Genomic DNA, 18680 nt, shown 5'->3' with positions numbered 1-18680 from the left:
CGGACAGCCATCGATACGATCGTCACACCGGAAGGGGTGGCGGTGGGGATCGGAGATCCGGACGGACGGGAGAGCGGCGCGCCGCCGGCCGTCTCGGTGCTCACCGCCTGCCGACCCGATCGGACGGATACCCTGATCGGCGCGCTGGACTCGCTGGAGGCCCAGCGGTTCACCGCCTGGGAGTGGGTGCTGCAGTTCGACGGCCCGGCTCCCCGGCTGCCCGCCCGGCTGGAGGAGGCCCGTGCCCGGGGCCGCCTGAGGATCGGGGAACGGCCCCACGCCAGCGGCTACGGGCCGGCCGAGGCCCGCAACCTGGGACTGGCACGCTGCCGTGGTCCCCTGGTGCAGAACCTCGACGCCGACGACGAGTTGGAGCCGTCGGCCCTCGCCGTCCTGGCCGGCGCCCTGGACCGCCACCCGCCGGCCGCCTACGCCGCCGGCGACGCCCGGGACCTGCTGCCCGACGGCACCCTCCGGCCGGTCCCCCTGGACCTGCGGGCCGGGCCGCTCCCGCCCGGCGAGCTGTACCGACGATGGCGCACCCACCCGGCCACGGCGTACTCCGTCCCGCTGCACCCCGCCGGGGTGATGTGGCGGCGCTCGGTGCTGCTGGAGTTCGGCGGCTGGCCCGCCCTGCGGGGCATGGACGACACGGCGCTGCTGATGGCCGTCTCGGCGGTCCGTCCCGGGGTGTACGTCGCGGCCGACACCCTGCGCTACCGGCGCCACAGCGGCCAGCTCTCCGCCCGGGTGGACCGCGAGCGGGCCGAACTGACCGGCCAGGTACGGCTGATCCGCCAGCGGGTCGCCGCCCTCCGCGCGGCGGAACCGTCCCCGACCTGACCCGCCGACGGACGCGTCGGTCGCCACGCCCGCCAGGCGGACGGCGCTTGACGGGTGTGGGGTGGGTCCTGAACGATCGGGGCATGGAGCTCGGCACCGTTCTGGTCTGCCGCCTGCACGTCGATCTGCGACGGCAGGCGAGCGACATGTGTGCCCGCTGACGGTCTGTCGTCGCCGCCCCGTGGGGTTTCCGGGGTTCCCCTCGATTCCGCTGTTCCTGATGCCTTGACGCTCTGACGCCCTGACACCTCCGCCGCCGAGGCGGCGCTCGGGTGCCGCTCTCGCGGCGCCCGTGTGTCCGCCGTCGCGTCGGCCTACCCCGAGGACCGCCATGACACTCGACCTCGCACCCGCGCCCACCGCCGTCCCCGCCGCCGCGTCTGCCCCCGCCGGACGCCCGCTCTCCCCCGACGCCCTGGGGCGGATCGTTCGTGAGCTGGCGGACCGGCCCGAGGAGTGGATGGGCCGGGTCCGCCTCGGTTACCGGGACCGCTGGTACGAGCGGCTGGTGGCGGCCGGGGACCACGAGGTGTGGCTGATCAGCTGGCTGCCGGGGCAGTCGACCGGGTTCCACGACCACGGGGGCTCGCGGGGCGCGTTCACCGTGGCGCTGGGCGAGCTGGAGGAGCTGTCGCTGGGCGGCCCGGGCCAGGGCCTCCTGGTGCGGCGGATCGCCGCCGGCGAGGACCGGGCGTTCGGGGCGGCGTACCTGCACGACGTGCGGAACACCTCGGCCGGCCCGGCGGTCACCCTGCACGCGTAATCGCCGCCGCTGAGCGGCATGTCGCGGTACGAGCTGCGCGCCGAGGGGCTGGTCCGGACCGCGGTGGAGGGGCCGGAGCAGTGGTGAGCAACGGTGGAGGAGCTGCCGGCGCGGGCCCGGGCCGGGGTGGACCGGCCGGGGCCGGCGCAGGCGTACCGGGAGGCGGGCGAGGGGGCGCTGCTGGTGGACATCCGGCCGGCGGCGCAGCGGTGGGCGGCCGGCGGCGCAGCGGTGGGCGGCCGCCGGGCTGCCCACCCGTTCGGCGGGGCGGGGTTTGCCGGGTCTGGAAGCCGGGAAGGCAGGCTGACGATCATTCGATTTCCTGTTCGATCAGATGCCACACCGTCAGGGATCGTCCCTGACCTGCCCGTCGCCCCGCCCGTACCACCGCAAGGAACCACCCCGTGATCAGATTCGACGGCGCCGCCAAGCGTCACCCCGACGGCACCGTCGCGGTCCGGGACCTCGACCTGGAGGTTCCCGCCGGGCGGATCACCGTGCTGGTCGGGCCTTCCGGCTGCGGCAAGACCACGATCCTGCGGATGGTCAACCGGATGGTGGAGCCCACCGCCGGCCGGGTGCTGCTGGACGGCGCCGACGTGGCCGCCCTGGAGCCCGCGAACCTGCGCCGGGGCATCGGGTACGTGATCCAGCAGGCGGGCCTGTTCCCGCACCGCCGGGTGCTGGACAACATCGCCACCGTGCCACGGCTGCTGGGCTGGGACCGGGCCAGGGCGCGGGCCAGGGCGGCGGAGCTGCTGGAGTTGGTCGGGCTGCCGCCGGAGGCCGCGCGGCGCTACCCGTTCCAGCTCTCCGGCGGCCAGCAGCAGCGGGTCGGGGTGGCCCGGGCACTGGCGGCCGACCCGCCGGTGCTGCTGATGGACGAGCCGTTCAGCGCCGTGGACCCGGTGGTGCGGGCCGGACTGCAGGAGGAACTGCTGCGGTTGCAGGCGGAGTTGCACAAGACCGTGCTGTTCGTGACCCATGACATCGAGGAGGCCGTCCGGCTGGGCGACCGGGTCGTGGTGCTGCGGGAGCACGGCGAGATCGCCCAACTCGCCGACCCGCACACCCTGTTGACCGCACCTGCGGACGACTCGGTGGCCGCCTTCCTGGGCCGGGACCGGGGCCTGCGCGGGCTCGGCCTGCGCCCGGCCGCCGGGGTGGCCCTGGATCCGGTCCGACAGCCGTGCGGCGGCTGGGAGTTGGCCCTGGACGGAGACGGCCGACCGGCCGGCTGGCGGCTCGGCGGCGAGCTCCGCCCGGCCCCCGCGTTCCGGCCGGACCGGGACACCCTGCGGACGGCCCTGGACGCCGCCGTGCTCTCCCCCGCCGGCGCCGCGGTCGCGGTGGACGCCGACGGCCGGGCGATCGGGACGGCGAGCCGCGCCGCGGTGATCGCCGCCCTGCCCCTGGACACCGCCACCTCCGAACCCGCCACGTCAGGGCCCACCACCTCCGAACCCACCACCTCCGAACCCACCAGCTCCGGACCGGCCACCGAAGCCGTCCCCGCGACCACCCCGGGGGCCCGCCGTGGAGGATGAGCCGCTGGTGCGCTGGCGCTGGATCGGCGACCACCTCGGATACCTGGGCGGACTGACCGCCGACCACGCGGTGATCGCCCTGGTCCCGGTGCTGATCGCGCTGCTGATCGCCGTCCCGCTCGGCCTGCTCTGCGCCCGCCACCCGCGGCTCTACCAGCCGCTGGCCGCCCTGTTCAACGTGGTGTACGCGCTGCCCGCGCTGGCCGTCTTCGTGGTGCTGATCCCGTACACCGGGCTGGCCACCCGGGCGACCGTGATGGTGCCGCTGACCTGCTACGCGCTGGCGGTGCTGCTGCCGGCCACGGTGGACGGGCTGCGCGCGGTGCCGGAGTCCGTACGACAGGCGGCGACCGCGCTCGGGTACGGGCCGTGGCACCGGCTTGCGGCCGTCGAACTGCCCGCCTCGGTCCCGCAGTTGGTGGCCGGGGTGCGGGTGGCCGCGGTGTCCAGCATCTCGCTGGCGGCGGTCGGCGCGCTGGTCGGCCGGGGCGGGCTCGGCTACCTGTTCCTCGACGGGTTCCAGCGGACCTTCCCCACCCCGGTGCTGGCCGGGATCGCCCTGGTGGCGCTGCTGGCGCTGGTGGCCGACCTGGTGCTGGTGGCGGCCGGCCGGCTGCTGGCGCCCTGGGCGGGCGGGGGTGCCCGGTGAACTGGTTCGACTGGATCGGCGCCTTCTTCTCCGACCCCGCCCACCACACCGGCCCGGACGCCGTCGGCCACCGGGTGCTGGAGCACCTCGGCTTCGCCGGCCGGGCCCTGCTGGCCTCCGCCGTGGTGGCCGTCCCGCTCGGCCTGGTCATCGGCTACACCGGCCGCGGACGGGTGGTGGTGACCGCCGTCGCCGGCATCGCCCGGGCCCTGCCCACCCTCGGGCTGGTCACCCTGGCCGTCCTGCTGGCCGGCGTGGACGAGCGGGCGGTGTTCGTCCCCCTGGTCGCCCTGGCGGTGCCCCCGCTGCTGGTCGCGGCCGTCGAGGGCGTCCGCGGCACCGACCCGGAGGTCCGGGACGCCGCCCTCGGCATCGGCCTGACCCACCGCCAGGCCCTGCTCCGGGTCTGCCTGCCGGCCGCCCTGCCCACCCTGCTGGCCGGGTTCCGGACCGCCGCCGTCCAGGTGATCGCCACCGCCACCGTGGCCGCCTACGCGGGCCTCGGCGGGCTCGGCCGGTACGTGGTCGACGGGCTCGCCACCCGGGACTTCCCCACCGCGCTCGGCGGCGCCCTGCTGGTGGTGCTGCTCGCCGTCGCGGCCCAGTTGCTGTTCGCCCTGCTCATCCGCCTCGCACGGCCGCCCGGCGCGCGCCGTCCGGGGCGGGCACACCCGATCGAGAAGGAATCGACATGACGACCCGCCTGGTCAGGACCCTCACCGCGGCCGCCCTCGTGCTGGGCGCGGCCGCGTGCAGCTCCGGCGGCGACCCCCTCGTCTCGGGCACGGGCGGCGGCGGGGCGGCCGGAGGCGGCACGGTGGTGGTCGGCTCGGCCAACTACCCGGAGAACGTGCTGCTGGCCTCGATCTACGCCCAGGCCCTGAAGGCCAAGGGCGTGAAGGTCGAGGAGAAGTTCAACATCGGCAGCCGCGAGGTGCTCTACGGCCAGGTGCAGAGCGGCGGCCTGACCATACTGCCCGAGTACAACGGCGCCCTGCTCGGCTACCTGGACGCCAAGAACACCGCCGCCGGCACCCAGGCCGTGAACGAGGCGCTGCGCACCGCCCTGCCCGCCTCGCTGGCGATCCTGGACTCCTCCGCCGCCGAGGACAAGGACTCGCTCACGGTCAGCCAGGAGACCGCCGACCGGTACCAGCTCCACAGCATCGCCGATCTGGCCGGCAAGGCGGGCGAGTTCACCATCGGCGGGCCGCCGGAGTTCAAGTCCCGCCGGGAGCAGCAGTTCAAGGAGGTCTACGGGCTCACCTTCAAGGAGTGGAAGCCGACCGGCGACACCACCGCCAACGCCCTGAAGGACGGCACCGTCCAGGTCGGCAACGTGTTCACCACCGACCCGCGGATCGTCCAGTCGAAGCTCGTCCCGCTGGCCGACCCCAAGAACCTTTTCAGCGTGCAGAACGTCACCCCGCTGGTGCACAAGGCCGGGGTGGACGCCACCTCCACCGCGGCGCTGAACGCCGTCTCCGCGAAGCTCGACACCGCGGGGCTCACCGCCCTGATGAAGCGGGTGTCGGTGGACAAGGAGGACCCGGCGGCGGTGGCCAAGGACTGGCTGAAGGCCAACGGCCTGGCCTGAGCGACCGGTTGCCGGCCGGGTTCCGGTCGGCTGCCCGGGAACGCCGGAGCGGCCCGCACCCAGGAGGGGAGGTGCGGGCCGCTCCGCGCGCGGCGGGTGCCACCGGATCAGTACCAGTGGTGGGTCTGCCAGAACGCCCAGGCGGCGTTCGGGCTGCCGTAGCGCTCGTTCATGTAGGTGAGGGCCCACGTGATCTGGGTCTCCGGGTTGGTCTGCCAGTCGGCGCCGACCGAGGCCATCTTGGAGCCCGGCAGCGCCTGGGCCAGACCGTACGCGCCGGAGGAGGCGTTGACGGCCTTGATGTTCCAGCCGCTCTCGTGGTTGATGATGCTGTCGAACGCGGCGAACTGGTCGGCCGGCACGATGTCCCGGGCCAGCTCACGGACCGCGGCCGGGCTGGTGCCGGTCGCCTTGAGGCCGGTGCGCTGCTCCGAACGGGACGCCGCCACGGACTTCTCGGCCTTCTCAGCCTGCTTGGCCTGCTCGGCCTGCCCTGCCTCCGGCTTCGGGGCCTGCGGCTTGGCGGGCTGCGGGGTGGCGGGCTGCGGCTTCGCGGCCTTCTGCGGGGTTCGGCGTCGTAGTCCGCCCTCCGCCTTCGGTTCGCAACCCTGCCCGAGGCCCTTTCCGGCGCCGCGCGGACGCGCTCCACCGACCACGACCCCCCGTCGTGGTTTGGATGCCCCTGTGGGCGGGTTCACCGGGCCGACCCCCCGATCCACACCCCGCGCGATCGGCCCGGTACGGAACGCGCGGGCTTGGACCGCCCCGTCTCAGTGGAAGCGGCTGCTGCGGACCGGGCCGGCCGAGCGGACGCGGTCGCGGGGGCCGTGCAGCCAGGTGGTACGGATCCGGGTGGTGAAGGCGGCGAGGGTCTCGTCCGGGTCGGACGGGGTTTCGCCGTCGCCCTCGTCGGCGACGGGGGCCGCGGTGCGGATGTCCTCGGCGATCTCCTCCGCCGGGCGCTCGTCGGGTGCGGTCTTCTCGACCTGCTGGGTCTCCGGGTCCACCCGCAGGGTGGCCTCCCACGGCGCGACGGCGACCTGCGCCAGCAGGGTGCAGACGTCCGCCGACACCACCGGGGTGTCCGTCCAGCAGGTGGCGTGCTCGAAGAGGATCTGGCCCGGCTCGCGGCGGTGCAGTCCGCGCAGCACCTCCCGGTCGGCCTCGTTGAGGTCGTACGCCACCACCAGGGTGTCCTCCGCCCCCGGCCGGTACTCCTCCGCGGGCAGGCCGAACAGCCCTGCGGCGGCGAGTCCGAGGATCCGGCTGTTGCGGTCCGGCAGCAGCGCCACGGCCCGCGGCGCGGTCCCGGCGGCGTCGAGGACCGTCCGCAGCCGCTCCAGCCCGTACCGGAGGGACTCGTAGCCGAGCTGCAGGTAGCCCCAGCGGCCGTTCATGCCGGCCCGGAAGCCGTACGGGGACAGGGTGGTGAGGATGCCGCCGGTGAGGGCGAAGTGCCAGCCGCGCAGGTCCGACCGGTCGGCCGGGGCGGCGGCGGTGGTGCGGGCCAGGGAGCGGCGGATCCGGTCGGCGGCGGGCTGCCAGGTCCCGTCCGGAGCGGCGAGCCGGTCGAACAGTGCGGCGGCCTCCTCCGGGCGGCCGTCCATCAGCGCGTTGTAGACCCGCAGGTAGCGTCCGGGCCAGTCGGCGAGCAGGTCGTCGTGGCGGGCGAGCAGGTCGGCCGCCGCGGCGTGCCGCTCCTCGTCCTCCAGGGCCGTGGCCAGCTCCTGTACCACCGTCAGGGTCGACGGCAGCCGGCGGTCGCGGCCCAGGCCGAGGATCCCGCGGCGCGGGGAGAGGCAGCGGTCGAGCGCCTCGGTCAGCGCCGGCACGGCGAGGAAGGCGAGGCCGCGGCCGACGCACGCGTAGCCGAAGTCGTAGAGGGCACCGGCCCGTTCGGGGGCGGCGACGAGGGCGGCGGCCGCCCCGGCCAGGTCGTCGAGCCCGGCGGACTCGGCCAACCGGCCGACCAGCGGGGCGAGTTCGGCGGAGGGCACGGAGTCGACGGCGGACCGCAGGGCGCGCACGGCCCCGCTGCGGTCGCCGGCGTCGAGCAGGTCACTGGCCTTGGTCAGCTCGGTGGTCATCGGGGATCTCCTGAGTCGGGGAACGGCTGCGCCGACCCGCCGGGCGGGGTCACAGGGCGCACGGCAGGGTGGACGCGACAACTCAGGGCGCGGGCTCGCCGTCGCACGGACGGCGCCTCGGCGCTCATCGGGACGGGCGGATGCCGCCCTTCCGGTCGTGGTCGCACATGCGGCCGATCATGGCCGAGCCGTCCGCGGGGGCGCAACCGATTTGGCTCGGACAAGCGTGCGACCCGGACCGGGGCTTGCCCTAGGATCCCTGACCATGAGCCAGGGATACGGGTGGAACGGGTCGGGGGCGGGACCGGAGGGCGGCGGCTCGGCCACACCGGACTGGCGGGCCCTGGCCGCCCAGCACGAGCGCGAGGAACGGCGCAGCAAGCAGCTGAAGGTGGCCGGCGCGGTGCTCGCCACCCTGCTGGTGGCCGGGCTCACCGCCACCGCCGTCGCCCTCACCGGTCCCGACGGGGACGACCGGTCCACCGCCGCCGCCCGGGACGCCTCCGCCTCGCCCACCGCCTCCGGCACGGAGAGCGGAGCGGCCACCGGGAGCCCCGCCGCCTCGCCGACGGGGTCCGCCTCGGCCGGGCCCTCCGCCACGGCCTCCAGCGGCGCCTCGGCCAGGCCCGGCGCCTCGGCCCGCGGCACCGCCGCCGCGCAGCCGCCGGGGAGTGCCGCCGCCGTCCCGCCCGATCCGCTGACCGTGATCTCCTCGGCGAGCACCGACACCGCGCCGATCAGCACCGCGGCCCTCTTCCCCGCCCGCACCCTCAGCGTGGACGGCAAGACCTGGACCAAGGTCACCGAGGGCAGCGCCGCCACCTGCTGGCAGGCCACCACCGGCGGGCTCGGCGACGTCCTCACCGCCCAGGGCTGCCGGGGCCTGCACCGCGCCACGTACACCTCGGGCAACAGCGCGGTGACGGTCGGGGTCGCGGTGCTGGACGACAAGGCACGGGCGGACGCGGCGGCGGCCGGGCACCGGGGACAGGTGCAGGGGCTGGTGACGGCGGGGAGCATCGCGTTCTGCACGAGTGCGGGGTGTGAGAACACGCATGGGGCGGTGGGGCGTTACGGGTACTACACGGTGTCCGGGACGGTGAAGCCGGGCGGGACCACCCCGGACGCGGCGGCCACGGCGGCGGGGCCGGACTTCGCCAACCTCGTCCGCAACCAGTTGCTGGCGCGCGGGGCTCGCTGAGGTACGGGGTTCGCCGGTTGCCCGCCCGTGCCCCTGGAGTCGACCAGGTGCCGCTAGGCCGGCTTGGTGGTCCAGGGGCGACAGAGAAGGGTGAAGGCGGCGGAGGCGAGGAGGGCGCAGGAGAGGACGACGGCGCCGAGGGCGGTGGCGGAGGGGTGGCCGCCGAGGCTGCTGAGCGGGGCGACGACGGAGCCGCAGAGGAAGGTGCCGGTCCCGAGCAGGGCGGAGGCGGACCCGGCCGCGTGCGGGGCCATGGTGAGTGCCTCGGCGCTGGAGTTGGGCAGCAGGATGCCCATGCTGGCCATCAGCAGGAACAGCGCCGGCCAGACCCCGGCCAGGCCGAGGTCCCAGACCGTGGTGAAGACGATCACCAGGGCGCCGGCCGTCGCGGCCGTCAGGAGGCCGACCGTCATCAGCGTCCGGCCGGGCAGCCGCTGCACCAGGACCCGCCCGTTGATCTGGGTGAACACCACCACCGCGACCGAGTTGACGGCGAAGACCAGGCTGAAGCTCTGCGGCGAGATCGCGTAGACGGTCTGCAGCACCACGGAGGAGCCGCCGACGTACGCGAAGAGCGCGCCGAAGGCGAAGGAGCTGGTGAGGACGTAGCCGAGGAAACGGGAGTCGCGCAGCAGGCTGCCGATGGCGCGGGCGGTGGAGGCGAGGCCGTCGCGGTGGCGGCGCTCGGGCGGCAGGGACTCGCGGAGCACCACGGCGGCGGAGACGGTGAGCAGGGCGCCGAGTGAGGCGAGGGCGACGAAGGTCCCGCGCCAGTCGGTGTACCGCAGGAGCTGGGCGCCGAGGACGGGCGCGAGGATCGGGGCCAGGCCGGAGATGACGCCGAGCGAGGCGAGGAAGCGGATCAGGGCGACGCCGGCGTACCGGTCGCGGGCTATGGCGCGGGCGATCACCAGGCCGGCGGCGCCGGCGGAGCCCTGGAGGACGCGACCGGCGATCAGCAGGGGCATCGAGTCGGCGAGGGCGCAGACCACGGTGGCGAGGGTGTAGACGACCATGCCGACGAGCAGCGGGCGGCGGCGGCCGAGGCGGTCGCTGAGCGGGCCGAACAGCAGCTGGCCGAGGGCGAGTCCGAGCAGGGAGCCGGTCAGGGTGAGCTGGGCGGCCGGGGCGGTGGAGTGCAGGTCCCCGGTGAGTCCGGGGAGGGCCGGGAGGTAGAGGTCTATGGTGAGCGGGCCGAGGGCGACGAGGCCGCCGAGCACCACCGTGGTGGCGGGGCCCGGCGGTGCGAGGGTCGCCGCGGACGGGTCCGCTGCGGTGGACTGGGCGCCGTCGGGGTCGGCGGTGGGGCCTGGCACGGGGGCTCCTTCGTGGTCGGTACGCACCGTCCTACCGCATGCGCACCGTGGCCCGGCAGCCGGGTCCCGGCCAGTCCCGGGCGGTCCTCCGAACGGCCCCCGGGAGCGCCGGCCGGGCCCTGCCGAGCCGTTCCGGCCCCGCCGCGCCCCACCCGGCCCCCGCTCAGTCCTCCGCGTGGAACTCGCGGACCACCTCGATCAGCCCGACGATGTGCGCGTTGAACTCCTCCAACTCCTCGGCCGGCACCCACAGTTCGAGGATGGTCCGGCCGCCCGCCTGCTGGACGGGGTACCGGGCGAGGAACGCGCTGTCGACCTCGAACCGGGTGACGTACCCGGCGCCGGAGGCGGGGACGTTCCAGTCCCTGGCGATCCGGACGGCGTAGTCCTCGTTGAGCACCGGGTAGAAGATCGGCTGCTCGGGGAGCCTGGGTGGCCAGGCCCGCCATCCGGAGGCCTCGACCAGCGCCAGCTCCTTGGGGCCGGTGGGGCGCCAGAGAGTGGTGGTGCGCTTCGTCATGGCGGCCACCGTACGGCCCGCCGCACCGCCCCGGCCAGCGATTTCTCCCCCACCGGCGCCCCGGCCCGCAAGCGGCGCACCGGCCGTCAGCGGTACGCGGACTCCCCGGTGATGGCCTCGCCGAGCACCAGCGTGTGGATCTCGGAGGTGCCCTCGTAGGTGAGCACCGACTCCAGGTTGTTGGCGTGCCGGAGGACGGGGTACTCGGTGGTGATGCCGTTGGCGCCGAGGATGGTCCGGGCCGAGCGGGCGATCTCCAGGGCGGTGCGGACGTTGTTGAGCTTGCCGAAGCTGATGTGCGCGGGCAGGCTGCGGCCCTCGTCCTTGAGCCGGCCGATCCGGACGGCGACCAGGTAGGCCTTCTCCACCTCCAGCATCATCTCGACCAGCTTCTGCTGGGTGAGCTGGAAGCCGGCGATCGGCCGCTCGAACTGGATCCGGGTGCGCGCGTAGTCCAGTGCCGTGGTGTAGCAGTCGCGGGCGGCGCCGACGGTGCCCCAGAGGATGCCGTAGCGGGCCTCGTTGAGGGAGGAGAGCGGGCCCTTGAGGCCGCGGACGCCGGGCAGCATCGCGTCGGCGGGCAGCAGCACCTCGTCCAGGACCAGCTCGCTGGTGACCGAGGCGCGCAGCGAGAGCTTGCCGTGCACGTCGTTGGCGGTGAACCCGGGGGTGTCGCGCGGGACGAGGAAGCCGCGGACGCCCTCCTCGGTCTGCGCCCAGACCACCGCGACGTCGGACACCGAGCCGTTGGTGATCCACATCTTGGAGCCGCCGAGCACCCAGTCCTCGCCCTTGCGGCGGGCGCGGGTGCGCATGTTGGCGGGGTCGGAGCCGAAGTCGGGCTCGGTGAGGGCGAAGCAGCCGATGGCGCGGCCGGCGGCCAGGTCGGGCAGCCACTGCTGCTTCTGCTCCTCGGAGCCGAAGGCGTGGATGGAGCGCATGGCCAGCGAGCCCTGGACGGAGACGAAGCTGCGCAGGCCGGAGTCGGCGGCCTCCAGCTCCATGCAGGCGACGCCGTACGCGGTGGCGGTGGAGCCGGTGCAGCCGTACCCGTCGAGGTGCATCCCGAGGACGCCCAACCGGCCGAGTTCGGGGGCGAGTTCGCGGACCGGGAAGACGCCGCGCTCGAACCAGTCGCCGATCTCGGGGCGGATCCGCTCGTCGGCGAACCTCCGGACCGTGTCCCGGATCAGCCGTTCCTCGTCGGTGAGCAGGTCGCCGACGGCGAGCAGGTCGGCGGGGTCGAGCCGGGCGGGGGTGGTTGCCATGCGTGCTCCTCGGGTTCGGCGGGGTGGTGCCGCGGCGACGAGTATGCCGCGCCCGGCTACCGTCCGGTACGAGACCCCGCCCACACCTGCGGCACCGTCCCGCCGGACCCGGACGCGGGGTCAGCGCTCGGCGGCGAAGGCGGCCTCGGCGAAGTTCTCCCAGTGGCCGGCGGAGGCGGCCGGCAGGCACACCCAGTCCTTCATCGGTCGCCCGCCGGCCGGGTCGAAGAGGTGCGCGCCCGGCAGGTGCAGCGCCTCGGCGAGGGCGGGGGTGTCCCGGCCGAGACGGCAGACCAGCTGGTCCTCGTACAGGCCGGCGAAGGCCTTCCCGGCGGTGTCCTTGAGGCAGGGCATGCCGAACATCCGCGAGCGACTGGCGCCGCGCGGCGCCAGCTCCTCGGCGATCTCCTCGTAGCGGGTCGCCGGATCGTCCACCTGGGTCATGGCGCCCATGCTGCACCCGGGCGGGCGGCGCGGCCGGATGCCACGCCCGGGGCCGGACCGGGGGTGTCCGGGCGGCGGGGCCTTGAGTTCCCCGACCCCGATGGGTAAGGATTGACCCCCGTGACCTCCCCTATACATCCGCTTCCGGTCCGTCCCCTCGACCTGGCGGTGGCGCAGGCTCCGCTCGTCCCGCTGGACGTCGCCGCCAACGCGGCCACCGCGGCGGCGCTGGTCCACCGGCCGCCGACCGGGGCGCCCGCCTCCTGCTGCTCTCCGAGCTCTTCCTCACCGGCTACGAGCCGCCGCGGATCGCCGCCGACCCCGACCGTCTCACCGTCACCCCCGAGGACCCGCGGCTGGACCCGCTCGCGGCGGCCTGCGCCGGGACGGGGACCTCGGTGGTGGTCGGCGCCCCGGTCCGGGACGCCGGCACCGGCGCCCTGCACATCGCCGCGCTGGCCCTGGACGGCACCGGCCGGACCGCCGCGGTCTACCGCAAGCAGTTCGCCACCCCGAACGAGCGGGCGGTCGGCTTCTCCCCGGGCGGCAGCGGCTGCACCCTGGAGCTGGACGGCTGGCGGCTGGGCCTGGGCGTCTGCTGGGACTCCGGCTTCCCCGAGCACGCCCGCGCCGCCGCCCTGGACGGTGCCCACGCCTACCTGGTCGGCGCGCTGTTCGGCACCGGCGGCGGCGCCCACCAGCGGCGCACGGTCTTCCCGGCCCGCGCCCTGGACAACACCCTGTACGTGCTGCTGGCCAACCACATCGGCCCGTCGGGCCCGTACACCGGGTGCGGGGCGAGCGCGGCGTGGGGTCCGGACGGGCGGCTGCTGGCGGAGGCGGGAGAGACCGGGCCGGAGCTGCTGACCGTCCGGCTGGACCCGGCGGTGCTGGCCGCGGCCCGCGAGGAGGAGCCGGTGCTGGTGCAGCCGGCGCTCACCGCCCCGGCCGCCCCCCGGACCGCCGCCGTCCTCGGCTGACGCCGCGCCCGGGCACGCCCGGCGGCGCGGCGGAAATACTGCGGGCCCCCGCGCGGCTCTGGTGTTCAGGAGGTGTCACACCATGGGTGACGAGGAGCGGTTCCGGATCGAGCACGACTCGATGGGCGAGGTGCGGGTGCCCGCATCGGCCAAGTGGCAGGCGCAGACGCAGCGGGCGGTGGAGAACTTCCCGGTCAGCGGCCAGCGGCTGGAGCGGGCGCACATCGAGGCGCTGGCGCGGATCAAGGCGGCGGCGGCGAAGGTCAACGCCGAGCTGGGGGTGCTGGACACGGCGACGGCGGCGGCGATCCAGGAGGCGGCCGCGGAGGTCGCGGCGGGCCGCTGGGACGACCAGTTCCCGGTGGACGTGTTCCAGACCGGCTCGGGCACCTCGTCGAACATGAACACCAACGAGGTGATCGCCACCCTGGCCGCCGAGCGGCTGGGCCGGCCGGTGCACCCGAACGACCAGGTGAACGCCAGCCAGTCCTCCAACGACGTGTTCCCGTCCTCGATCCACATCGCGGCCACGGGGGCGGTGACGGGCGATCTGATCCCCTCACTGGAGCAGCTGGCGGCCGCGCTGGAGCGGAAGGCGGCCGAGTTCGCCGAGGTGGTGAAGTCGGGCCGGACGCACCTGATGGACGCCACCCCGGTCACCCTGGGCCAGGAGTTCGGCGGGTACGCGGCGCAGGTCCGGTACGGGGTGGAACGGCTCCGGGCGACGCTGCCCCGGGTGGCCGAACTGCCGCTCGGCGGCACCGCGGTGGGCACCGGGATCAACACCCCGCCGGGCTTCTCGGCGAAGGTGATCGCCGAGGTGGCGCGGGCCACCGGGCTGCCGCTGACCGAGGCGCGCGACCACTTCGAGGCGCAGGGCGCGCGGGACGGCCTGGTGGAGCTGAGCGGGCAGCTGCGGACGATCGCGGTGGGCTTCACCAAGATCGCGAACGATCTGCGCTGGATGGGCTCGGGCCCGCGGACCGGCCTGGGCGAGATCAACCTGCCCGATCTGCAGCCGGGTTCCTCGATCATGCCGGGCAAGGTGAACCCGGTGCTGCCCGAGGTGGTGCTGATGGTCGCGGCGCAGGTGATCGGCAACGACGGCACGGTGACCGTGGCCGGCGCCGGCGGCAACTTCGAGCTGAACGTGATGCTGCCGGTGATCGCCCGCAACGTGCTGGAGTCGGTGCGGCTGCTGGCCAACAGCGCCCGGCTGCTGGCCGACCGGACGGTGGACGGGATCACCGCGAACGTCGAGCGGGCCCGCGAGTACGCGGAGTCCTCCCCCTCGGTGGTCACCCCGCTGAACCGGTACATCGGCTACGAGGAGGCGGCCAAGGTGGCCAAGCAGGCGCTGGCCGAGCGGAAGACCATCCGGCGGGTGGTGCTGGAGCGCGGGTACCTGGACCAGGGGCTGCTGACGGAGCGGCAGTTGGACGAGGCGCTGGACGTGCTGCGGATGACCCGGCCCTGATCCGGGTCGGCGTGGCCCCGTCCGCAGCACGGAGGCCGGCCCGGGATCCGGGCCGGCCCCGCCGCGTCGGGCGCGCTGATCACCCGCCGCCACGGCGGCGCATCATGCCGCCGGTGCCGGACATGGCGAGCCCGATCGCTGCCAGTGCCGCGCAGGTCATCAGGCCGCCGACCACCAGGTTGGTCCAGATCACCCGCCGGATCGCCTCGTCGCCCACGGTGAACCACGGTGCGAGGATCGTCCAGACGCCGATCGCCAGCGAGGCGTACGCGCGGGCGTGGGTGCGCTCGAACGCACCGTAGCCCGACATCAGCCAGGCGTACCCCAGGCCCAGGATCAGGTTGCTCACGACCACGCCGCTGCCGAACACGCCGAGCAGGCCGGCGTAGCCGACCACCCAGGGAGAGATCGCCAGGAACAGGCCGCAGCAGACGCCGAGTGCCTCGACGCCCTGCCCAAGCGTGGTCGACGTCGCACGCTCCGCGTGCTCACGCAGTGCCAGGATGTCCGGATGGTGTTCCATCCCAGTCGGTAGCTGGGTCGACACCGGGACCACCTCCTCCAGTCGGGACATGGCAGGCGCCTGGTCACTACCCGTTCTGTCCGGTTAATAACGCTACCGGGCGGTTTGTCTCTTATTATTTTCTTACATCCACAGCTCGGGGACCTCCGAGCCGCCCTCCACCCGCCAGGTGCCGAGGATCCGGCCGTCCCGGACCAGCGCCGGACGGATCACCCCGCCGCCCGCGTTGATCCGCTTCGCGTGGCGCCGCTCCAGCATCAGGTCGCGGTCCCGGTAGCCCAGCAGGAAGGTGTCGTACCGGCCGAGCAGCCGCTCCAGCGGCGGGCCCGGTGGCGGGGGTTCGGCGCCCGGCAGGGTGAACAGGCCCGGGGCGGCCTCGGCCAGGCCGGCCGCCGCGAAGGCCCGCCGGGCCGCGGTCAGGCCGAGGCCCGACCAGACCGCGAGGTCCTCGGGGCCGACCGGGCCGAAGGCGCCCGCGTGCCACCGGGCCAGCTCGGCCAGCGCCTCGTCCCCGGCGAGCTCCCGGCCCGGGGGCAGCGGACGGTAGCCGGGCCGGCCCGGGGAGAGGTCCGCACCCCGGCAGAGCAGTCCTCGGGCCGCCGCGTACCCCAGCAGATGGGCCGGCGCCTGCCCGTCCGGGTCCACCGCCACCCCGCGCGCCCGCAGCAGCCGGACCAGCTCCGCCCGGTCGAGCGGCCCGGCGGCGAGCAGCTCCGGCAGCAGCCCGACCGCGGCGGCCAGCACCTCCTCGGTCAGCCCGAGCTCGCGGCGGCGCCGGGCCCCGCCCGCCAGGTTGCGCTCGCCGAACAGCCCGAGCAGCCAGCGGACGTCCCCGGCCGGCACCAGGTGCAGGGTCCCCCGCATCAGCCAGCCGGTGACCACCTCCCCGGCCCGGTACGCCCGCTGCGGTTCGCCTTGGTCGTCGACCCCGCGCACCAGCAGCGCCCGCCGCAGCGCCGCCGCGTCCTGGGCCTGCAGTCCGGCCGACCGCCGGGCCACCCCGGCCGGGCCGCCCGCCCCGGTGGCGTCCCCGAAGTGGCTGTGCATCCGCCAGCGCCGCAGCAGCGCGTCATCGATCACGCCGGCCATTCTTCCCCCACTCCCGCTCCCGTGAGCTGCGTCTCACCGCCGCCCGCCCGCATTGCCTATGCAACTCGTTGCATAGCAGGATGCGGGTATGGCACTGGAGCACGCGATCCTGGTCTCGCTGATGGAGCAGCCCGGCTCAGGGTACGAGCTGGCCCGCCGCTTCGACCGGTCGATCGGCCGCTTCTGGACCGCCACCCACCAGCAGATCTACCGGGTGCTGCGGCGGATGGAGGCGGACGGCTGGATCGCCGTGGAGCTGATCGCCCAGGACGGCCGGCCCGACAAGAAGGTCTACTCCGCCGCCGAACCCGGCCGGCGGGCGCTGTCCGCCTGGCTGCGCGAGCCGGTGGAACCGGAGACCGTCCGGCACGAGCTGGCCGTGAAGATCCGGGCGGCGGCCTTCGACGACCCGGCCGCGCTGGTCTCCGAGGTCGAGCGGCACCGGGAGCAGCACGCGGCCCTGCTCGCCCGCTACCTCGCCGGCGAGCGGCGCGACTTCCCGGACCCGGCCGCGCTCGACGCCCGCGAGCAGCTCCAGCACGTGGTGCTGCGCGGCGGCATCGAGTACGAGCGGATGACCCTCGCCTGGCTGGACGACGTGCTCGCCACCCTGCACCGCCTCGCCAACCGACCCTCGAACCCAGGGACTTCATGATGCTGTTCAACCCGCGCACCTACGACCCCGCGCAGTTCGACGAGCCCACCCGGCGCCTGCTGCGCGCCACCGTGGACTGGTTCGAGTCGCGCGGCAAGAAGGCGCTGATCGACACCTACATCGACCGCACCTGGTACGCGGACTTCCTGGAGTTCGCCGCCAAGGAGGGCCTGTTCGCGGAGTTCCTGACCCCGGCCTCGGCCGACGGCTCCAAGCGCTGGGACACCGCCCGGATCGCCGAGCTCAACGAGATCCTCGGCTTCTACGGCCTGGGCTACTGGTACACCTGGCAGGTCACCATCCTGGGCCTCGGCCCGGTGTGGCAGAGCGAGAACGAGGCCGTCCGCGCGCGGGCCGCGCAGCTGCTGAGCGAGGGCCACGTGATGGCCTTCGGCCTGTCCGAGCGCAGCCACGGCGCCGACATCTACTCCACCGACATGATCCTCACCCCGGACGGCGAGGGCGGCTTCACCGCCACCGGCCCCAAGTACTACATCGGCAACGGCAACGTGGCCGGCCTGGTCTCGGTGTTCGGCCGCCGCTCGGACGTCGAGGGCCCGGAGGGCTACGTCTTCTTCGCGGCCGACAGCCGCCACGAGGCGTACCACCTGGTCAAGAACGTGGTGAACGCGCAGATGTACGTCAGCGAGTTCCGCCTTGAGGACTACCCGGTGCGCGCCGAGGACGTGCTGCACACCGGCAAGGCCGCCTTCGACGCCGCGCTGAACACCGTCAACGTCGGCAAGTTCAACCTGTGCACCGCCTCGGTCGGCATCTGCGAGCACGCGATGTACGAGGCCGTCACCCACGCCCACAACCGGGTGCTGTACGGGAAGAAGGTCACCGACTTCCCGCACGTGCGCCGGGAGCTGACCGACGCCTACGCCCGCCTGGTGGCGATGAAGCTGTTCAGCGACCGCGCGGTGGACTACTTCCGCACCGCCTCCCCGGAGGACCGGCGCTACCTGCTCTTCAACCCGATGACCAAGATGAAGGTCACCACCGAGGGCGAGAAGGTCATCGACCTGATGTGGGACGTCATCGCGGCCAAGGGCTTCGAGGCGGACACCTACTTCGACAAGGCCGCCAAGGACATCCGCGGCCTGCCGAAGCTGGAGGGCACGGTCCACGTCAACCTGGCGCTGATCCTCAAGTTCATGGCCAACTACCTGTTCAACCCGGCCGAGTACGCGCCGGTGCCGACCCGCCTGGACGCGGCCGACGACGAGTTCCTGTTCCGTCAGGGCCCGGCCCGCGGCCTCGGCGCGATCCGCTTCCACGACTGGCGCACCGCGTACGACGCGCACGCGCACATCCCGAACGTGGCCCGGTTCCGCGAGCAGGCCGACGGCTTCGCGAAGCTGCTGCTCACCGACGCGCCGACCGAGGCGCAGCAGGCCGACCTGGACTTCCTGCTGGAGATCGGCCAGCTGTTCGCGCTGATCGTCTACGGCCAGCTGGTGCTGGAGCAGGCCGAGCTGACCGGCCTGACCGCGTCGGACGAGGGCGGCGACGTGCTGGACCAGGTCTTCGACGCCCTGGTCCGGGACTTCTCCGCGCACGCCACCGAGCTGCACGGCAAGGCGTCCACCAGCGAGAGCCAGGCCGCCTGGGCGCTGGCGCACGTCCGCCGCCCGGTGGCCGACGCCGAGCGCGCGGGCCGGGTCTGGGCGACGGTCGAGTCGCTGGCCGGCGCGTACGAGATGCAGCCGTAAGGCGGC

At 74.5% G+C, this 18680-nt stretch carries 19 protein-coding genes; 11 read left to right on the top strand and 8 right to left on the bottom strand.

Annotated features, from left to right (window positions below):
• Window positions 1-42: 42 nt before the first annotated feature.
• From ABWK59_RS26595 to ABWK59_RS26570, 6 genes are all read left to right on the top strand, one after another.
• Window positions 43-843, top strand: coding sequence for a glycosyltransferase family 2 protein (locus tag ABWK59_RS26595; protein ID WP_354643150.1), 801 nt, complete (start codon window positions 43-45; stop codon window positions 841-843).
• A gap of 331 nt (window positions 844-1174) precedes the next feature.
• On the top strand, window positions 1175-1606 hold the full coding sequence (locus ABWK59_RS26590; RefSeq protein WP_354643149.1) for a cysteine dioxygenase: 432 nt from the start codon (window positions 1175-1177) through the stop codon (window positions 1604-1606).
• A gap of 404 nt (window positions 1607-2010) precedes the next feature.
• Entirely contained in the window at window positions 2011-3153 is a 1143-nt protein-coding gene (locus tag ABWK59_RS26585) for an ABC transporter ATP-binding protein (RefSeq protein ID WP_354643148.1), read from the top strand.
• Window positions 3143-3802 carry an ABC transporter permease gene (locus tag ABWK59_RS26580; RefSeq protein ID WP_354643147.1) on the top strand — a complete coding sequence of 220 codons (660 nt, stop codon included), beginning with the start codon at window positions 3143-3145 and terminating at the stop codon, window positions 3800-3802. The genes ABWK59_RS26585 and ABWK59_RS26580 overlap by 11 nt, the downstream gene beginning before the upstream one ends.
• A complete protein-coding gene (locus ABWK59_RS26575) occupies window positions 3799-4497 on the top strand; it encodes an ABC transporter permease (protein WP_354643146.1) in 699 nt (232 codons plus the stop codon). The genes ABWK59_RS26580 and ABWK59_RS26575 overlap by 4 nt, the downstream gene beginning before the upstream one ends.
• Window positions 4494-5399 (top strand): ABC transporter substrate-binding protein, encoded by a 906-nt coding sequence (locus tag ABWK59_RS26570; protein ID WP_354643145.1) that lies wholly within the window; start codon window positions 4494-4496, stop codon window positions 5397-5399. Before ABWK59_RS26575 ends, ABWK59_RS26570 begins: the two co-directional genes overlap by 4 nt.
• Before the next feature lie 107 nt (window positions 5400-5506).
• Here ABWK59_RS26570 and ABWK59_RS26565 read toward each other — a convergent pair whose 3' ends face one another.
• A complete protein-coding gene (locus ABWK59_RS26565; RefSeq protein ID WP_354643144.1) occupies window positions 5507-6055 on the bottom strand; it encodes a transglycosylase SLT domain-containing protein in 549 nt (182 codons plus the stop codon).
• 114 nt (window positions 6056-6169) lie between these two features.
• Window positions 6170-7486: a hypothetical protein gene (locus tag ABWK59_RS26560; protein WP_354643143.1), complete on the bottom strand. Its 1317-nt coding sequence runs from the start codon at window positions 7484-7486 to the stop codon at window positions 6170-6172.
• A gap of 265 nt (window positions 7487-7751) precedes the next feature.
• Here ABWK59_RS26560 and ABWK59_RS26555 point away from each other — a divergent pair, with 265 nt between their 5' ends.
• On the top strand, window positions 7752-8687 hold the full coding sequence (locus ABWK59_RS26555) for a hypothetical protein (protein WP_354643142.1): 936 nt from the start codon (window positions 7752-7754) through the stop codon (window positions 8685-8687).
• A gap of 53 nt (window positions 8688-8740) precedes the next feature.
• Here the strand turns inward: ABWK59_RS26555 and ABWK59_RS26550 are convergent, their stop codons facing one another.
• From ABWK59_RS26550 to ABWK59_RS26535, 4 genes are all read right to left on the bottom strand, one after another.
• Window positions 8741-10003 (bottom strand): multidrug effflux MFS transporter, encoded by a 1263-nt coding sequence (locus tag ABWK59_RS26550; RefSeq protein WP_354643141.1) that lies wholly within the window; start codon window positions 10001-10003, stop codon window positions 8741-8743.
• A 163-nt stretch (window positions 10004-10166) separates the two neighbouring features.
• The gene (locus ABWK59_RS26545; RefSeq protein WP_354643140.1) at window positions 10167-10523 is read right to left on the bottom strand and encodes a hypothetical protein; all 357 of its coding nucleotides are present in this window, start codon (window positions 10521-10523) and stop codon (window positions 10167-10169) included.
• 86 nt (window positions 10524-10609) lie between these two features.
• The gene (locus ABWK59_RS26540) at window positions 10610-11791 is read right to left on the bottom strand and encodes an acyl-CoA dehydrogenase family protein (protein ID WP_354643139.1); all 1182 of its coding nucleotides are present in this window, start codon (window positions 11789-11791) and stop codon (window positions 10610-10612) included.
• Between the two features lie 120 nt (window positions 11792-11911).
• Window positions 11912-12235 (bottom strand): hypothetical protein, encoded by a 324-nt coding sequence (locus ABWK59_RS26535; protein ID WP_354643138.1) that lies wholly within the window; start codon window positions 12233-12235, stop codon window positions 11912-11914.
• 110 nt (window positions 12236-12345) lie between these two features.
• Between ABWK59_RS26535 and ABWK59_RS26530 the strand changes: the two genes are divergently transcribed.
• Entirely contained in the window at window positions 12346-13215 is an 870-nt protein-coding gene (locus ABWK59_RS26530) for a carbon-nitrogen hydrolase family protein (RefSeq protein ID WP_354645113.1), read from the top strand.
• Between the two features lie 82 nt (window positions 13216-13297).
• Complete coding sequence (locus tag ABWK59_RS26525; protein ID WP_354643137.1) at window positions 13298-14692, top strand: class II fumarate hydratase; 1395 nt, start codon at window positions 13298-13300, stop codon at window positions 14690-14692.
• Window positions 14693-14771: 79 nt separating this feature from the next.
• Here the strand turns inward: ABWK59_RS26525 and ABWK59_RS26520 are convergent, their stop codons facing one another.
• Together ABWK59_RS26520 and ABWK59_RS26515 are read right to left on the bottom strand one after the other, a co-directional pair.
• Entirely contained in the window at window positions 14772-15266 is a 495-nt protein-coding gene (locus ABWK59_RS26520) for an SPW repeat domain-containing protein (RefSeq protein ID WP_354643136.1), read from the bottom strand.
• Between the two features lie 72 nt (window positions 15267-15338).
• On the bottom strand, window positions 15339-16295 hold the full coding sequence (locus ABWK59_RS26515; RefSeq protein WP_354643135.1) for a DNA glycosylase AlkZ-like family protein: 957 nt from the start codon (window positions 16293-16295) through the stop codon (window positions 15339-15341).
• A 97-nt stretch (window positions 16296-16392) separates the two neighbouring features.
• Here ABWK59_RS26515 and ABWK59_RS26510 point away from each other — a divergent pair, with 97 nt between their 5' ends.
• Window positions 16393-16959: a PadR family transcriptional regulator gene (locus ABWK59_RS26510; RefSeq protein WP_354643134.1), complete on the top strand. Its 567-nt coding sequence runs from the start codon at window positions 16393-16395 to the stop codon at window positions 16957-16959.
• Window positions 16956-18674 carry an acyl-CoA dehydrogenase family protein gene (locus tag ABWK59_RS26505; protein WP_354643133.1) on the top strand — a complete coding sequence of 573 codons (1719 nt, stop codon included), beginning with the start codon at window positions 16956-16958 and terminating at the stop codon, window positions 18672-18674. The genes ABWK59_RS26510 and ABWK59_RS26505 overlap by 4 nt, the downstream gene beginning before the upstream one ends.
• The last annotated feature ends 6 nt before the right edge of the window (window positions 18675-18680 follow it).

Origin of the sequence: Kitasatospora sp. HUAS MG31, assembly GCF_040571325.1 — a bacterium.
GTDB classification, from domain to species: domain Bacteria; phylum Actinomycetota; class Actinomycetes; order Streptomycetales; family Streptomycetaceae; genus Kitasatospora; species Kitasatospora camelliae.
The sequence above is the reverse complement of the archived record's forward strand: the minus strand, read 5'-3'. Positions and strand labels throughout refer to the sequence as shown.

What these genes read in the sequence shown, in the direction of transcription:
- ABWK59_RS26590 (WP_354643149.1), top strand. Translation starts at nt 1,175, where the DNA reads ATGACACTCGACCTCGCACCCGCGCCCACCGCCGTCCCCGCCGCCGCG.
- ABWK59_RS26570 (WP_354643145.1), top strand. Translation starts at nt 4,494, where the DNA reads ATGACGACCCGCCTGGTCAGGACCCTCACCGCGGCCGCCCTCGTGCTG.
- ABWK59_RS26560 (WP_354643143.1), bottom strand. Translation starts at nt 7,486, where the DNA reads ATGACCACCGAGCTGACCAAGGCCAGTGACCTGCTCGACGCCGGCGAC.
- ABWK59_RS26555 (WP_354643142.1), top strand. Translation starts at nt 7,752, where the DNA reads ATGAGCCAGGGATACGGGTGGAACGGGTCGGGGGCGGGACCGGAGGGC.
- ABWK59_RS26545 (WP_354643140.1), bottom strand. Translation starts at nt 10,523, where the DNA reads ATGACGAAGCGCACCACCACTCTCTGGCGCCCCACCGGCCCCAAGGAG.
- ABWK59_RS26540 (WP_354643139.1), bottom strand. Translation starts at nt 11,791, where the DNA reads ATGGCAACCACCCCCGCCCGGCTCGACCCCGCCGACCTGCTCGCCGTC.
- ABWK59_RS26535 (WP_354643138.1), bottom strand. Translation starts at nt 12,235, where the DNA reads ATGACCCAGGTGGACGATCCGGCGACCCGCTACGAGGAGATCGCCGAG.
- ABWK59_RS26525 (WP_354643137.1), top strand. Translation starts at nt 13,298, where the DNA reads ATGGGTGACGAGGAGCGGTTCCGGATCGAGCACGACTCGATGGGCGAG.
- ABWK59_RS26520 (WP_354643136.1), bottom strand. Translation starts at nt 15,266, where the DNA reads ATGTCCCGACTGGAGGAGGTGGTCCCGGTGTCGACCCAGCTACCGACT.
- ABWK59_RS26510 (WP_354643134.1), top strand. Translation starts at nt 16,393, where the DNA reads ATGGCACTGGAGCACGCGATCCTGGTCTCGCTGATGGAGCAGCCCGGC.
- ABWK59_RS26505 (WP_354643133.1), top strand. Translation starts at nt 16,956, where the DNA reads ATGATGCTGTTCAACCCGCGCACCTACGACCCCGCGCAGTTCGACGAG.